The sequence below is a fragment of the Ruegeria sp. C5 genome (genome assembly GCF_056537605.1).
Genome location: NZ_JBQFRX010000001.1, coordinates 1 through 14,796 on the forward strand (window position 1 = coordinate 1; position 14,796 = coordinate 14,796).

Below are 14,796 nucleotides of genomic sequence, written 5' to 3' on the forward strand. Positions count from 1 at the left end.
CAATCTCTCCGACCTCGGCGTCACCAAAGCCGCCATCCCCGAACTGGTCCAAGGCGCAATCATCGACCCCTCATGCGGAGGGAATCCGATCGAATTGACCGAAGAAAACCTGACAACGCTCTTCAACGCAGCACACTGACAGGCTTGCCGAACCCATCCCTCACCTCTCATACTGGTCGGAGGTGAGGGAGATTTTCATGACGAAAGAGATTGTTCTGATCCACGGTGCTTTTGCCGGGCCGTGGTGTATGGAGGATTATGCGGGCTTCTTTCGTGCACGTGGCTGGACGGTGCATACGCCCGCGCTACGCTATCATGGTGGCGACCCCAAGGCAGATCCCGATCCCGGCCTCACCGACACAAGCGTCCTAGATTACGCCAATGACATTGCAGACTTCGTGCAAGGGTTGGAGAGCAAACCTGTTCTACTGGGCCATGCCATTGCGGGGGTAGTGGCGCAGAAGGTGGCGTCTCGGGGGTTGGCCAGCGCAATTGTCCTGATCAACCCAAACGCGGCTTGGGGCACATTGCCGGAAACCGACGACGAACGCGCTGTGCCGCGCGCGTTGATGGAGGGTGGGGCGTTCTGGAAACAGCCCATGCGCGTTGATTTCGACCTGATGGCCCCTTTTGCGCTCAACAAGATGCCCGAGGCGCAGCAGCATGAGGTGTATGACCAACTCGGCCCCGAAAGCGGGCGGGTGATGTTCGAGATGTTCTTTTGGATGTTCGACGATCACCATGCGATGAAGGTGGAGATCGACAAGGTCGATTGCCCGGTGCTGATTGTTTCAGGCACCGAGGACCGGGCCGTGAACCCCAACACCTGCCGTGCTCTGGCGAAGCTTTACGGAGACCGTGCGACTTTCCTGCCCGTCGACAACCACGCGCATTTTCTGTTCATGGAGCCGGGCTGGGAAGGCCCAGCCGAACGGATTGCCGACTGGTTGGATCGGAATGTTGGGTAAGATGGGGTTTCACCCCATCGTCCCCGCTCCGCTTTGATGGGTTGGAAACCCATCCTACGTCAGTTGTTGGTTTGAAACGTGCTCTGTGGTTTCCAGACCAGAGAACCATCGTCATTGCGATGACACCGCAGCAGCCGTTCCTCGCGCGTGCTGATGGTTGAGGTGACGGTGTTGTCACCGGTCAGCAGGATGAAGGCGTCTGGCGAATAGGCCATGCCGTCATAGTAGCAAAACCGCGTCTCGGCCCCGTCCGGAATGGGCGATGCAGTGCTGAGCATCTGCTGCGCGGGGGCTGCCGAGGCAAGCAGGGTCAGGGCCAGCCCTAGGGTTAGTGTTTTCATGTCGTCCTCCCGTTCGGAAATGTGTTGGTTGTCAAATTAGGTCTTGGGCGCTCGGAACCTCATATGTCGTTCTTGGATGACGGATTGAGGGTAAGTGTGAACGGGATCAACGGGTTAGGCAAGGGGGTTGCGGTGTGCCGGGCTGAAGCCCGGCACACGGGTTGTGGGTTTGTCTCGCGCTATCCAGCTAATGCATGTTGCAAGGCGTCATGTATATGGGCAACTCGTCCTAGCGGTCGCGAGATTAGTGATGAGATAGTGCGGGGGGAACGCCAATCTTGAGCAGGCCAAGCGTTCGTTATGAAAAGTCGAACTGCGCTTAACAAACTCTATCCGTTTCAACTAAGGATTTAGAGCATTATACTGGATACACAAACTGACTAATGCCGCGAAGGCCAGAATAGCTGTTAGCCGAAGAATTGCGCTATCATGTTTGGCAGCCCTTGAGGCTTGCTCCTTTTCTTTTTCAAATGATGACAGGCTGGAAATAGAATTCCCGGTGAGGCGGTAACGCGCTCCATGCTTGGTCAGGTCATTAGACGAAACCAAGCTGTCCAATACGAACTCCACTTCATCTAAGTAGTAGTTATAATCATCCAATCCGAAAAAGCGCCGTGAGAAAACGTGGTCACAAAAGTCGATGTGAGAAAAATCGCTTGCCAAGGCATTCCGGCCTTCGTTCTTTGACTTTGATCTCCGCCATTCGACTATCTTTCCCAAAATATCCATTCGCTCCGACGAAAATTGGAAATTTCGAGAAAATTTTCTCTGTTCTCGGTGTTCCCTCTTCGATTCAAGCTGATTTTTGAGTTTGTGGAACCGAGTAAGTTCACTGAGAATGTACATCCAGACGCTCGAGAACTCGATTTCCGTTTCATTGTAGTGCCTGAATATCTTGATTTTGGGTTTGCCCAACCGTGAATAAGGTAGGCACGCTTCCGTCATATTTCCGGGCGGCCAACGCGAAGATTCAGATGGTAGAATAATACCGTTCAATCCACTCCTAACACCGTTCAAAGTTGGCAAAAACTTCTCCAACTCGGTATCTTCGTGGCAAACCCAAAAGTATGTAAAGTTGTTACCCCGGTTTCTAGGCGAATAGTGATTAGGGACTTGCTGGCGGGTTGCAAAATATGCAGCCCACCTAATTCCGATCTTGTTCAGCAATGGCATCCCTCAAACATCCAACTCCTCCACAAACCGCGCGTTCTCCTGAATGTACTGGAACCGCAGTTCGGGTTTTTTGCCCATCAGGCGCTCGACCAGAACCAAAAGTCAATCTGATTGTGCCGCAGCAAAATAGAGAAACCCTGCCAGTGGCCACCAACCGAAAATGAAAAGGTAAACTTTTGATTGCACTTGGTTAACTGGTAAGTAGTCAGGAAAAACCGTCGCCCAAATAACAAAAGCAACCCAAATCAGACTAAAAACTTTGATTGCTCGTATAATCCGCAGACGGCCTAGCTTTTTGTCCTTGTCATGGGATGTGTCTGCAGAATTTTCAGACATATCTCAAACATCCAACTCCTCCACAAACCGCGCGTTCTCCTGAATGTACTGGAATCGCAGTTCGGGTTTTTTGCCCATCAGACGCTCGACAAGGTCGCCGGTTTCGCCGGGTTCGTCCTCGTCTATGGTGACGCGGATCAGTTTGCGCGAGGCCGGGTCCATCGTGGTCTCTTTCAGGTCCTTGGCGTCCATTTCGCCGAGACCTTTGAAGCGCGAGACGTCGATTTTGCCTTTGCCGCCCAGACCTTTTTCGAGCCATTCGTCGCGCTCGGCCTCGTCCAGACAATAGACGCGCTTGGCGCCCTGGGTCAGGCGGTAGAGGGGCGGGCAGGCCAGATAGAGGTGGCCCGCGTCAATCATAGGCCGCATCTGGGTGAAGAAGAACGTCATCAGCAACGAGGCGATATGCGCCCCGTCCACATCCGCATCGGTCATGATGATGATCTTGTCATAGCGCAGGTCGTCGACGTTGAACTTGGTGCCAAGGCCGACACCCAGCGCTTGGGTCAGGTCGTTGATCTCGGCATTGGTGCCCAGTTTCGAACTGGCCGCGCCCAGCACGTTCAGAATCTTGCCACGCAGGGGCAGCAGGGCCTGTGTCTTGCGGTCGCGGCCCATCTTGGCGGACCCGCCCGCCGAGTCGCCCTCGACAATGAATAATTCCGTGCCGTCCCGTGTTGAACTAGAACAGTCCACCAACTTGCCGGGGAGACGAAGTTTCTTAGTGGCGGACTTGCGTTGTGTTTCCTTCTCGGCCCGTCGGCGCAGGCGTTCTTCGGCCCTCAGGATGAGGAAGTCGAGGATCGCCCCGGCGGATTTCGTGTCAGCCGCCAGCCAGTTGTCGAAATGGTCGCGGACGGAGTTTTCGACCAGCCGTTGCGCCTCGACCGTGGCCAGACGGTCTTTGGTCTGGCCGACGAATTCCGGTTCCGAGATAAAGCACGACACCAGCGCGCAGCCGCCGGTGATCAGGTCGTCACGGGTGATCTGACCTGCTTTCTTGTTATTGATCAGCTCGCCATAGGCCTTGATCCCCTTGAGGACCGCAGCCCAGAAACCGGCGACATGTGTGCCGCCTTCGGGGGTTGGGACGGTGTTACAGTAGGACTGGATGAACCCGTCGCGTGAAGGTGTCCAATTGATCGCCCATTCGACTTTGCCGGGGGTGCCGAACTTCTCGTTAAAGTCCACGGTGCCGGCAAAGGGCTGCTCGGCATAGGTCGACGAGCCGTTCATCGTCTCCTTCAGATAGTCCGACAGGCCGCCGGGGAAGTGGAAGGTGGCCTCGGTCGGGGTTTCGCCGTCGTCGATGGCGGATTTCCAGCGGATTTCCACGCCCGAGAACAGGTAGGCCTTGGAACGGATGGATTTGAATAGGCGCGCGGGTTTGAACTTGTGATGGCCGAAGATGTCGGCGTCGGCGTGGAAAGTCACTGTGGTGCCGCGCCGATTGGGGGCCGCACCGACCTTTTCCACGGGCCCCAGCGGGATACCACGCGAGAACCGTTGTTCGAACAGCTGCTTGTCGCGTGCCACCTGAACGACCATGGAATCCGACAGGGCGTTGACGACCGACGCACCCACGCCGTGCAAACCGCCCGAGGTCTGATACGCCTTGCCCGAAAACTTACCGCCCGCGTGCAGGGTGCAGAGGATAACCTCCAAAGCCGACTTGTCCGGGAACTTGGGGTGCGGGTCGATCGGAATACCGCGCCCGTTATCGCGCACGGTCAGGGCGTAATCTGCGTGCAGTTCGACCTCTATCCGGTTGGCATGGCCCGCAACAGCTTCGTCCATTGAGTTGTCGAGTATCTCGGCCACCATATGGTGCAATGCACGCTCATCCGTGCCGCCAATATACATGCCGGGGCGTTTGCGGACCGGTTCCAGACCTTCCAGCACCTCGATGGACGAGGCGTCGTAAGCGGTCGTTGTTTCTGGCGTCAACAGATCGTCGGGCATGGGTGCTGCTCTTGTTTTTGAGTTTCCCCCATTATGGCAGGTGATGTGGTCCGGGGGAAGAGGGGCGCGAGGTGTTGTATCCGGTTTGTCGGGGCCAACGGAACCGGAGCAATATTCAGCGCTGTATTGCAGCGCGTTTACAATGACAGCCAGAGAGTTTTGTCTTTAAAGCCACCTCGAACAAGAGAACTTTCCCCAAGCACATCCGAATATTCGTCATCCCAATCACGGAACCGGTCATTTGTGACGATAGCAGCACCGAGATCCCGCGCTACCTAAAGGACCAGCGGGTCGGCAGGAGTACCCTTTGGCGCAACCATCACGTGGCTGCGTGGCGACCCAAGCAAAGCCGCAATGGAACTGTCGTTCATATAGCGATTTGAGATTTTGTATCCTACATTGGCATCAAAGACGACGCCCGGTGTCCGCCCCTTTGTCTTCAACTCGTCGACAACCTCGCGCACTGAGACGATATTAGGAACACCGCCTTTCCAGTGCAAAACACTTGATCCATCGACGACAGCCCAGTTTTTTGAAGTATTGAGCGGGCGTAGCCTTTTTCCGAACAGTAGCAGCAAACTTGCCAATGCGCACGGACCTGTCAGCAATAACCAATCTGAGAACGCTGGATTGAACATAGCTATAGCAGAGCCAAAACAAGACAGGGCAAAAATACAGATGAGAGGGCGCACAGTTGAAAAGTCTTTGGTTAGAAAGTTGTTTCAATAGGGACGTAGCAGACAGTAAGGGTAGCTGCCCAGCATATATCAGTTATGCAAAACAGATTGTTATTAAACCGCGAGCTTTCCAAGGTCTCGTCATATTTCGAAATCACGTTTAGGCTTTGTTCCGGAAGCAGAAATCAGGGGAGCAGAAGAATTGAGTTGGATCAGAACCATTCCACTCGAAGAGGCTACGGGAAAGCTGAGGAGGCTTTATGAACGGGTTACCGGGCCGGACAACAATGTAGACAACATCATGATGGCGCACAGCCTGCGGCCGCATTCGATGGAAGGCCATATGGCGATGTACAAGGCGGTGCTGCATCACTCGGGCAACAAGATACCGAAATGGTTTCTTGAGGTGTTGGGCGTGTGGGTCAGCTCTCTGAACCGGTGCGGGTATTGCGTAGAACATCACTTTTCCGGATTGCAGCGGTTGCTGCAGGATGAGGTGCGCGGCAATGCGATCCGTGCGGCGATTGAGGCGCGTGATCCGGCCTCGGCCCCGCTAGACGCGGCACAGGTCGAAGCGATGAGATATGCGCGCAAGCTGACCGACGCACCCGGTGATCTGACTGAGGCGGATGTGATCGCTCTGCGAGAGGCGGGGTGGGAAGATGGCGAGATTCTTGAGATCAATCAGGTGTGTTCGTATTTCTCCTATGCGAACAGAACCGTTTTGGGTTTGGGGTGTTCGACTGACGGAGACGTTTTGGGTTTGTCGCCGAACAACTCGGACAATCCTGATGATTGGGGACATCGGTAAGTGCGGGGCTGGCCGCTTGCCTATGTATTTTGGGGTCATGTAAAGAACGGGCATAGGCCTGTTCTTTGACGCCCCGATAAAACCTATGTCAATTTGACACCAATCAAAGCGCGCCGTGTGACAATCGGCTAAGCATCTCCTCGACAGTGAAATCGAGGAGAACATGTATGGATGCGGCACCCCAGATCAAACAAAAATCATCTCAGATCAAAGCTGTAACTGACCTGAAGGCGGATGCCTCGGCACCAACATCCGAGAAAATCCGGCAAGCTTTTGAGAGCGGCAAGTACCCCTATGGCCGCAAGATGGCGCGCAAGGATTACGAGGCGCAAAAGGCCGAGCTGCAGGCAGAGTTGCTGAAGGTTCAATTGTGGGCGCAGGAGACCGGGCAGCGGTTTGTGCTGTTGTTCGAGGGCCGCGACGCCGCCGGCAAGGGCGGGACCATCAAGCGGTTCATGGAGCATCTGAACCCGCGTCAGGCGCGTGTGGTCGCATTGAACAAGCCGACGGATGAGGAGAAGGGGCAGTGGTATTACCAGCGTTATGTGCAGCAGCTGCCCACCGTGGGCGAGATGGTGTTTTATGATCGGTCCTGGTACAACCGTGCGGGCGTCGAGCGGGTGATGGGCTTCTGCTCACCCAATGAGTATCTGGAATTCATGCGGCAGACGCCCGAGTTGGAGCGGATGCTGGTGCGCTCGGGCATTCAACTTTATAAGTACTGGTTCTCGGTCACGCAGGAAGAGCAGCAGCGGCGCTTTGGGAGTCGTGAAACTGATCCGTTGAAGCAATGGAAACTGTCACCGATTGACAAGGCTAGCCTGAGCAAATGGGATGATTATACTGAGGCGAAAGAGGCGATGTTCTTCTACACCGACACCGCTGATGCGCCCTGGACGATTGTCAAATCCAACGACAAGAAACGCGCGCGTCTGAACTGCATGCGGCATTTCCTGTCGACGCTGGACTACCCGGACAAAGACCTCAGGATCGTTGGTGAGCCTGATCCGTTGATAGTTGGGCAGGCGCATCACGTAATTCATAACTCGGACCATATTCTGGGGACAGCGCTGCATCCTGACGCGAAGATCGGCTGAAAATCGATAAACTGTAAAGCCGTTGCACCAAAGGTGATGGCTTGCGTCGCTTTGTTCTCGTTAGTCTCATTATGAAATAAGTTTGTTCCGCTCTTGTCTCGGGCAGCGCGCAAGCCTAAGGCTGGCGGAATGAACAAGGTGATGACATATCCCGGCCATTTGCGCGCAATCGCGGTGCTGGGCCTGCCATTGATTGGCGGGCATCTGGCACAGTATGCGATTGGTTTGACCGATACAGTCATGCTGGGCTGGTACGGGGTCGAGGCGTTGGCTGCCGTGACGCTGGCCAACAGCTATTACTTCGTCCTGTTCCTGTTTGGTGCCGGGTTTGGGTGGGCTGTAATGCCGATGGTGGCGACCGCTGCCGCCGAGGAAAATGAGACCAGCATTCGGCGCTCCACTCGCATGGGTCTGTGGCTATCACTGATCTATGCGACGGTGATGATGCCCCTTTTGTGGTGGTCCCATCCGATCCTGATTGCTTTGAAGCAAGAGCCGCAAGTCGCTGAAACTGCGTCAGTATACCTGCGGGTCGCGGGGTGGGGCTTGTTCCCGGCGCTGTTGGTGATGGTCCTGAAGTCCTATTTGGCCGCGCTTGAGCGGACGCAGATTGTGCTGTGGATCACGATTGTTGCAGCTGTGGTCAATGGCGTGACCAACTATGCGCTGATCTTCGGAAACTGGGGCGCGCCCGAACTTGGGGTGATTGGTGCGGCTATCGCGTCAGTGGTGACGCAGATCGTATCATTGGTGGCGGTCGTGATCTATGCGGTGCGTGCGTTGCCGAAACACAGCTTGTTTCAGCGGTTTTGGCGCCCGGATTGGGAGATGTTCATGAGCGTGCTGCGTTTGGGCGTTCCCATCGGTCTGACGACACTGGCGGAGGTGTCGTTGTTCGCGATCTCTGCTGTCATGATGGGCTGGTTGGGTCCAGTGCCGCTGGCAGCTCACGGGATTGCGTTAAACCTCGCCTCGGCGACGTTCATGGTTCATTTGGGCCTGTCTAATGTGGCGACTATTCGGGCGGGCAACGCGTTGGGTCGACGGGATCGGGCGCATCTTGAGAAAGGCGCGATTACGGTGACCGGGATGTCGTTGATCGTGTCGGTCTTGACAATTGTTCTGTTCCTGACATGCGCTGAGCCCCTGATCTCGCTGTTTATGGAGGCCGATGATCCGCAGCGGCCACAGATCCTGCTAATCGGCACTGGCCTGCTGGCGATGGCTGCGTTGTTCCAGCTGGTCGATGGGGCGCAGGTCATCGCACTAGGCCTGTTGCGAGGTTTGCAGGATGCAAAAATACCGATGGTGATGGCCGCACTCAGCTATTGGGTGATCGGTATCCCCGCTTCGTACTATTTCGGCTTTGTTCGAGGTATGGAGGGGATCGGAGTCTGGCTTGGCCTCGTGATCGGCCTCGCTTGTGCTGCCGTATTGTTGATGGCGCGCTTCTGGCTAAGGTCGGTGCGCGATGTAGGAGAAGTTCCCGCCTAGGGGATCATTCTTTGCTCATCCGGTCGGATTTCTTTCGAACAAGTACCGACCGCAAGTCGTGCATTGCCATTAGCAATGGGTCGGTCACGTCCTCTAATTGCGCATCCGTTGCTTTAGACTGAGCCCATTGCGTGGTCAGATTCAGGTAGTCAACCGCACGGTGAATATCATCCATATCGCGGCGGGATAGCAGGGCTTTGCGCTCTTCCATCCAGCGCGCGATTTCATCGTTGTCGGCGTCGCTTAGTACACGCTGGCCCTGCGGTTTGACCTCGCCATTGCGGATGTTGATGACCGCGATCTGTTCCATCTCGATCCGGCGATGGCGATTTTCCGTGTCGATCCTGAACACCGCTGCCCCATTTTCGCGCACGCGGAAATAGTATTCAGGCAGGGCTGTGGACATAACAAACTCCGGTATCAGGTGAGCTCGGCGCAAAAACGTTGGATGCGTGTGCAGGCTTCAGTCAGGGCTTCATCAGAGGTCGCATAGCTGACGCGGAAATTGGGGGACAGACCAAAAGCTGCGCCAAACACAACCGCCACGTCGGCCTCTTCCAGCAGGGCGATTGCGAAGGTTTCGTCCGAATCTATCACAGTGCCCGCGGGTGTGGTTTTCCCGATCAAGCCTGCAATTGATGGATAGACGTAGAACGCGCCTTCGGGTGTCGGGCACGAGATACCGTCGATTTGGCTGAGCATGTCGACGACCAGATCGCGACGGCGTTTGAAGATCTCATTATTCGGCGCAAGGAATGCTTGAGTTCCATTCAGAGCCTCGACTGCTGCCCATTGGCTGACCGAACTGGGATTCGAAGTTGATTGAGATTGCACCTTGCGCATCGCGGCGATCAACTCGACCGGGCCTGCCGCATAGCCAATACGCCAACCGGTCATGGCATAGGCTTTGGAGACGCCATTGCAAGTCAGCGTCCGATCATAAAGTCTCGGTTCCACCTGTGCGGGCGTGCAGAACTCGAACCCGTCATAGGCCAGGTGCTCATACATATCATCGGTCATCACCCAGACATGCGGATGTCGCATCAGGACATCAGTCAGTTCTTTTAGTTCAGAACGGCTATAGCCCGCCCCGGTGGGATTCGAGGGTGAGTTGAAGATGAACCATTTCGTTTTAGGTGTGATTGCGGCTTCCAGTTGATCCGCTGTCAGTTTGAAATTGGTCTGCAGCGAAGTTTCGACGATCACTGGTGCGCCACCGGCCAGTAACACCATGTCCGGGTAGCTGACCCAATAGGGCGCGGGGATGAGGACCTCATCGCCCTCGTTCAGCGTAGCCATCAGCGCGTTGTAAAGCGTCTGCTTACCCCCGGTCCCGACCGAGACCTGAGCGGGCGTATAGTCCAATCCGTGGTCACGCTTCATCTTGGCGCAAACCGCCTGTTTCAGCTCGGGGATGCCGTCCGGAGCAGTGTATTTGGTCTTGCCCGCAGCGATGGCGGCCACGGCGGCGTCCTTGATGTTCTGCGGCGTGTCGAAATCGGGCTCGCCTGCGCTCAGCCCGATCACATCGCGCCCGGCGGCCTTCAGCTCGGCTGCTTTGGACGTCATCGCGATGGTGGGCGAGGGTTTTACGCGTGACAGTGTCGCAGACAGGAAACTCATGGTCGGCCTCGGTTTGTATGTTCAGCCCGACTGTCATAGGGTGCGCCGAAATAACGATCAAGCCAATTGAGTTTTACCCTTTGGAGACCCCGATGAACGACGAAACAGACTGGTTCGGACCGGACACCGCAACCTTCGGGGATCGCGTTGCTGGCGCACGCGAAGCCGCAGGCATGACGCAGACCCAATTGGCCCGCAGGCTTGGTGTCAAAAAAGCCACGATCACTTCGTGGGAAGATGATTTGTCGGAACCCCGCGCGAACAAGCTGTCGATGATGGCGGGGCTACTGAATGTCTCGATCATGTGGCTTCTGACGGGCGAGGGCGACGGTATGGACGAAACAAGCCTGCATGGCGATACGGACTCGGAATTGCGCGATCTTGTTGCAGAGCTCCGCACGATCCGAGGTGAGATGCGAGCCAACTCCGAGCGGCTGGCCCGCGTCGAAAAAGCGCTGCGTCTGAAATTGGAACGCAATCAATGACCGAGCCGCGCGAGACCCGGATCAAGCGCATGAAAATGCGTTCGATGCGGCGGGGCATCAAAGAGATGGATTTGATCCTGACGGCATATGCCGATCGCAATCTGTCTTCGATGGACGAGGCGGGATTGGACACATACGATGCCTTGCTGCATGAAAATGATCAGGACCTTTATCAATGGGTCACTGGTCAGGCCAGCCCGCCGGAACCGCTGGCCGAATTGATCGCGGATATCGCGCAAACCTTTCAAAAATAAGCAATCATCAGGCTTAACCGATTTTTCGGGAATTCGCGTCATGTTTTCAGAAACAGCGCGATGAATCGGAGGATTGAATGAGTATGGAGTTACAGGTCACCGCGCCCGGGACCAAGGGGTTCATGACGAGCTATCTTGAGGCGTTGGCGCTGGTCGAGCGTCTGCATCGCTTGCTTCTGGACGTCATCAAGGATGAATTCGAGCGTGTCGGCGTACTTGAGATCAACGCGGTGCAGGCCCTGCTGTTGTTCAACATAGGCGACCATGAAGTAACCGCCGGAGAGTTGAAGAGCCGTGGTTACTATCAAGGCAGCAATGTCAGCTACAATCTTAAGAAACTGGTCGAGATGGGCTATATGCACCATCAGCGATGCGAGATCGACCGCCGCTCGGTACGGGTACGCCTGACCCCGCGCGGGCGTGAGATTCGTGACATCGTGTCAGACCTGTTCGCCCGCCATGCAGAAGGGCTGCACAACCGCGGCGTGATCGGGACCGATGGGATTGAAGAGATTACCGGTTCACTGCGTCGGGTCGAACGATATTGGACCGATCAGATTCGGTATATCTACTAATAGCTTTGATGGCTGAGTTTGGGAGAGCGACAGACCCTCAAGCTCACGGATCAGTTTACGTGTCATCGCATCTTCATAGGCTTCGAAGCCAAGGGCGACTTCGACGAAAGCATCGGGGCCTCGGATGACCCACGCGTGGTAATAAGCAGATAGCTCCCCAATCTCTACCTGGCGGGTGTCTCCTGGATTGGGGTCGTCGATACCGATTACAAGGGCATTGATTGTAATATCAGTGTTTTGCAGAGTGGCTTTTATGTCCCGCGGGTGATGTCCGAGATTGTGTTTACCATCACCGGACAGATCCAGTGTTCGCCGCCAGCAATCGCTTTGGCTCTCCAACATCTCAGCACCGTACAACATGGCCGACCCGACCGCCGTTCCCTGCGGCGCTGATGAGCGTGTTGTGCTTTCTAAATGTTGCTGAATTCGACGCAGATCAGCAGTCGAGCGAACATCTGTCCAACCAAGCAAGAGGCGTTGGTGGCCAGGTTCGCTCCATTCGTAGATAGCGATACGAATAAAGGTAGACGGGTTTGAAAGGATCAGTTGAACCACCTCGGGATGGCGCAACGCCGCCGCAAGGCCACTAAGTTGCAACCTGTACTCACGACTGTCGACCGAACCAGAGACATCCATTCCCAACGCCAAAGCCTGTCGACATTGCGCTGAAAGCGGGTTGGCCAGCAGGCAAAGAAGTGTCGCACACAGGCGGATCATTTCGCATTATCCGGTTGCAACGCACTAAGTTCCAATCCTTTCAATTCCCGTTCCAGTTTGCGACGCATGGCACGCTCAAAATCTTCGAACCCGGCGGCGATCTCAAGAAAAGCTCCGGGTCCGTGTAGTACATTTTTCTGAAAGAACGGGATCAAGTCGATTTCTCCTTCGAAATCAGCTGCATTGATCACCAGACCATTCACGGTCGTGTTTTCGAACGGAAAGTGTTTGTAAGCGATCTGTGGCCCGTAGCCATCGTTGTTCTTGCCATCGCCCGAGATATCGATGGTTTGGAACAGACAATTCGGGGCGCTCCCCAGCAGGGTTGCCCCATAAGCCAGCGCGTGACCCATTGCAGTTGGAAACTCGTCTTCCGATCGCTTCGATGTCCCGATCCGATGCGCGGCGGAGATCAAATTGGCCCGAGTATCGATTATCGTCCAATCCAAAAGCAATGTCTGGTTGAAACTGCCGGACCATTCATAGACGGCTAATGCAACCGGTTGAGGTGAAAGGAAGAAAGCCTCCTGCACCTCGGGCGCAATCAATGCGTTGGCCAGCCCCTGTCGTTGCAGCGCATCCTCAGTCGCGTCCACCGAGGTCGAGATGTCCATGGCCAGCGCCAGCGCCAGGCGGCAGGTCTCGGCCCAAAGGGGGCTGCCCGCGACAGCCAGCCCCAATGCTCCCAGCCAGCGGATCACCAGTGGCCGGTGCTTTCCATGCTACACCAAGGCTCTGCCGGGGCTAACGCTTCACCATTTTGCAGCAACTCGATCGAGACATTGTCGGGCGAGCGAACGAACGCCATACGCCCGTCGCGTGGCGGGCGGTTGATCACGACGCCATTGTCCTGAAGATGCTGGCAGGTCTCGTAAATGTTGTCGACGCCATAGGCGAGGTGCCCGAAATGGCGGCTGTCGCTTGGCAGTGCGTCGTCGCCATCCCAGTTGTATGTAAGTTCAATGGGCGCGTCCTCTTGTCCCGGTGGGGCGAGGAATACCAGTGTGAACCGCGCAGCCTCGCTTTCATAACGACGCGTTTCCTTCAGGCCCAATAGTTCATAAAACGCTATGGATTTCTCAAGATCCTTCACGCGGACCATGGTGTGGAGATATGTCAGCCCCATCGCGACTTTCCTTGCATTGGTTGTGATGCCAAGCACCTTAGCGCGCCTTCATCCCATGTCGAGGGGCTGGCCGGACACAATTCCGATTTAGCGCAATGCGCCGCACATATCGCGGTTCCGATGGCAAGCTTGCCGATATATAGTGGTCGGCGACTCATTGCTGGAAAGGATAATTTCATGCCTCTGTCTGCCGACCAACTGGCCGAGATCGAAGCTCAACGCGCACAGTCGAGCCCGACCCGCCGCGTCGTTGCCGAAGGTATGGAAGATCATCTGTACACGGCGCATCAGGTTCTGGATCACGGATTTGTCCGCGTTATCGACTATATGGGCGACGATGCTGCGATCTGTCAGGCCGCGCGTGTTTCCTACGGCAAAGGCACCAAGTCGGTGCAAAATGATGAAGGCCTGATCCGCTATCTGATGCGCCACTGGCATTCGACCCCGTTTGAAATGTGCGAGATCAAGTTGCACGTCAAACTGCCCGTGTTCGTAGCCCGCCAGTGGATCCGCCACCGCACGGCGAATGTGAACGAATATTCGGCGCGGTATTCGATCCTGGATCGAGAGTTCTATATCCCGGCACCCGAACATGTCGCCGCGCAATCCGAGGTTAACAATCAGGGCCGTGGAGACACATTGCAAGGCGAAGAGGCCGCGCGTGTGTTGGAGATACTGAAAGCGGACAGTGCGCGCTGCTATGACAACTACGAGGCGATGATCGGTCAGGACGGCCAGCAAGGGCTTGCGCGTGAACTGGCGCGGATGAACCTTCCAGCCAACATTTATACGCAATGGTATTGGAAGGTGGACTTGCACAACTTGTTCCACTTCTTGCGTCTGCGTGCCGACCCGCACGCGCAGTACGAAATCCGCGTTTACGCAGATACCATGTGCAAGATTGTCGCTGACTGGGTACCGTTTGCCTACCGCGCGTTTGAGGACTACCGCCTTGGCGCAGTCAACCTCTCGGCGCAGATGGTGACCTGCTTGCGTCGGATGCTCAGCGGTGAAGATGTCACTCAGGAAAACTCAGGCATGACCGCACGGGAATGGCGTGAGTTTGAGGCTGTTATCAGAGAGGGTTGATTCAACAGAAAACCGAGCACGTCCCAAGGTGGGCGCGTTCACTAGGGTTTGCGGTTAACGGCCTGAAA

At 55.7% G+C, this 14,796-nt stretch carries 18 protein-coding genes and 1 pseudogene; 9 read left to right on the forward strand and 10 right to left on the reverse strand.

The features are described from left to right. Together ACR0AW_RS00005 and ACR0AW_RS00010 are read left to right on the forward strand one after the other, a co-directional pair. Nucleotides 1-139: pseudogene (locus ACR0AW_RS00005) on the forward strand (iron-containing alcohol dehydrogenase); the annotation flags it as partial. A gap of 58 nt (nt 140-197) precedes the next feature. Next, nucleotides 198-968 (forward strand): alpha/beta fold hydrolase, encoded by a 771-nt coding sequence (locus tag ACR0AW_RS00010; RefSeq protein ID WP_170731820.1) that lies wholly within the window; start codon nt 198-200, stop codon nt 966-968. A gap of 59 nt (nt 969-1,027) precedes the next feature. Here the strand turns inward: ACR0AW_RS00010 and ACR0AW_RS00015 are convergent, their stop codons facing one another. The 5 genes from ACR0AW_RS00015 to ACR0AW_RS00035 form a co-directional block, all read right to left on the reverse strand. Further along, nucleotides 1,028-1,309 carry a hypothetical protein gene (locus tag ACR0AW_RS00015; RefSeq protein ID WP_170420982.1) on the reverse strand — a complete coding sequence of 94 codons (282 nt, stop codon included), beginning with the start codon at nt 1,307-1,309 and terminating at the stop codon, nt 1,028-1,030. 342 nt (nt 1,310-1,651) lie between these two features. After that, a complete protein-coding gene (locus ACR0AW_RS00020) occupies nt 1,652-2,038 on the reverse strand; it encodes a hypothetical protein (protein ID WP_170731822.1) in 387 nt (128 codons plus the stop codon). Nucleotides 2,039-2,584: 546 nt separating this feature from the next. Further along, nucleotides 2,585-2,818, reverse strand: coding sequence for a hypothetical protein (locus ACR0AW_RS00025; protein WP_170731823.1), 234 nt, complete (start codon nt 2,816-2,818; stop codon nt 2,585-2,587). A 3-nt stretch (nt 2,819-2,821) separates the two neighbouring features. Then, nucleotides 2,822-4,780, reverse strand: a complete 1,959-nt coding sequence (gene parE / locus ACR0AW_RS00030) for a DNA topoisomerase IV subunit B (protein WP_170404808.1) — start codon at nt 4,778-4,780, stop codon at nt 2,822-2,824. Nucleotides 4,781-5,055: 275 nt separating this feature from the next. Beyond that, nucleotides 5,056-5,280 carry a hypothetical protein gene (locus ACR0AW_RS00035; RefSeq protein ID WP_170776118.1) on the reverse strand — a complete coding sequence of 75 codons (225 nt, stop codon included), beginning with the start codon at nt 5,278-5,280 and terminating at the stop codon, nt 5,056-5,058. Between the two features lie 379 nt (nt 5,281-5,659). Here ACR0AW_RS00035 and ACR0AW_RS00040 point away from each other — a divergent pair, with 379 nt between their 5' ends. The 3 genes from ACR0AW_RS00040 (at nt 5,660) to ACR0AW_RS00050 (ending at nt 8,859) form a co-directional block, all read left to right on the forward strand. Continuing rightward, nucleotides 5,660-6,268 carry a peroxidase-related enzyme gene (locus ACR0AW_RS00040; protein ID WP_170731825.1) on the forward strand — a complete coding sequence of 203 codons (609 nt, stop codon included), beginning with the start codon at nt 5,660-5,662 and terminating at the stop codon, nt 6,266-6,268. Between the two features lie 167 nt (nt 6,269-6,435). Beyond that, nucleotides 6,436-7,365, forward strand: a complete 930-nt coding sequence (ppk2, locus tag ACR0AW_RS00045; protein WP_170404818.1) for a polyphosphate kinase 2 — start codon at nt 6,436-6,438, stop codon at nt 7,363-7,365. 129 nt (nt 7,366-7,494) lie between these two features. Next, a complete protein-coding gene (locus ACR0AW_RS00050; protein ID WP_170731826.1) occupies nt 7,495-8,859 on the forward strand; it encodes an MATE family efflux transporter in 1,365 nt (454 codons plus the stop codon). Between the two features lie 4 nt (nt 8,860-8,863). Here the strand turns inward: ACR0AW_RS00050 and ACR0AW_RS00055 are convergent, their stop codons facing one another. Next, nucleotides 8,864-9,265 (reverse strand): hypothetical protein, encoded by a 402-nt coding sequence (locus tag ACR0AW_RS00055; protein WP_170404825.1) that lies wholly within the window; start codon nt 9,263-9,265, stop codon nt 8,864-8,866. A 14-nt stretch (nt 9,266-9,279) separates the two neighbouring features. Then, nucleotides 9,280-10,482 (reverse strand): pyridoxal phosphate-dependent aminotransferase, encoded by a 1,203-nt coding sequence (locus ACR0AW_RS00060; RefSeq protein ID WP_170776122.1) that lies wholly within the window; start codon nt 10,480-10,482, stop codon nt 9,280-9,282. Between the two features lie 92 nt (nt 10,483-10,574). Between ACR0AW_RS00060 and ACR0AW_RS00065 the strand changes: the two genes are divergently transcribed. The 3 genes from ACR0AW_RS00065 (at nt 10,575) to ACR0AW_RS00075 (ending at nt 11,796) form a co-directional block, all read left to right on the forward strand. Next, nucleotides 10,575-10,967, forward strand: coding sequence for a helix-turn-helix domain-containing protein (locus ACR0AW_RS00065; RefSeq protein ID WP_170393655.1), 393 nt, complete (start codon nt 10,575-10,577; stop codon nt 10,965-10,967). After that, nucleotides 10,964-11,221 carry a succinate dehydrogenase assembly factor 2 gene (locus ACR0AW_RS00070; RefSeq protein ID WP_170393653.1) on the forward strand — a complete coding sequence of 86 codons (258 nt, stop codon included), beginning with the start codon at nt 10,964-10,966 and terminating at the stop codon, nt 11,219-11,221. The genes ACR0AW_RS00065 and ACR0AW_RS00070 overlap by 4 nt, the downstream gene beginning before the upstream one ends. A gap of 77 nt (nt 11,222-11,298) precedes the next feature. Next, complete coding sequence (locus ACR0AW_RS00075; RefSeq protein WP_170731828.1) at nt 11,299-11,796, forward strand: winged helix DNA-binding protein; 498 nt, start codon at nt 11,299-11,301, stop codon at nt 11,794-11,796. Here ACR0AW_RS00075 and ACR0AW_RS00080 read toward each other — a convergent pair. The 3 genes from ACR0AW_RS00080 to ACR0AW_RS00090 are packed head-to-tail and all read right to left on the reverse strand — an operon-like array spanning nt 11,743 to nt 13,639. Beyond that, nucleotides 11,743-12,513 (reverse strand): DUF1194 domain-containing protein, encoded by a 771-nt coding sequence (locus ACR0AW_RS00080; RefSeq protein ID WP_170731829.1) that lies wholly within the window; start codon nt 12,511-12,513, stop codon nt 11,743-11,745. The two genes, ACR0AW_RS00075 and ACR0AW_RS00080, sit on opposite strands and share 54 nt — an antisense overlap. Next, a complete protein-coding gene (locus ACR0AW_RS00085; protein WP_170662131.1) occupies nt 12,510-13,214 on the reverse strand; it encodes a DUF1194 domain-containing protein in 705 nt (234 codons plus the stop codon). The genes ACR0AW_RS00080 and ACR0AW_RS00085 overlap by 4 nt, the downstream gene beginning before the upstream one ends. Next, nucleotides 13,211-13,639 carry a VOC family protein gene (locus tag ACR0AW_RS00090; RefSeq protein ID WP_170731831.1) on the reverse strand — a complete coding sequence of 143 codons (429 nt, stop codon included), beginning with the start codon at nt 13,637-13,639 and terminating at the stop codon, nt 13,211-13,213. The genes ACR0AW_RS00085 and ACR0AW_RS00090 overlap by 4 nt, the downstream gene beginning before the upstream one ends. 177 nt (nt 13,640-13,816) lie before the next feature. Here ACR0AW_RS00090 and thyX point away from each other — a divergent pair, with 177 nt between their 5' ends. Then, nucleotides 13,817-14,728 carry an FAD-dependent thymidylate synthase gene (gene thyX, locus ACR0AW_RS00095; protein ID WP_170393643.1) on the forward strand — a complete coding sequence of 304 codons (912 nt, stop codon included), beginning with the start codon at nt 13,817-13,819 and terminating at the stop codon, nt 14,726-14,728. Nucleotides 14,729-14,796 lie beyond the last annotated feature (68 nt).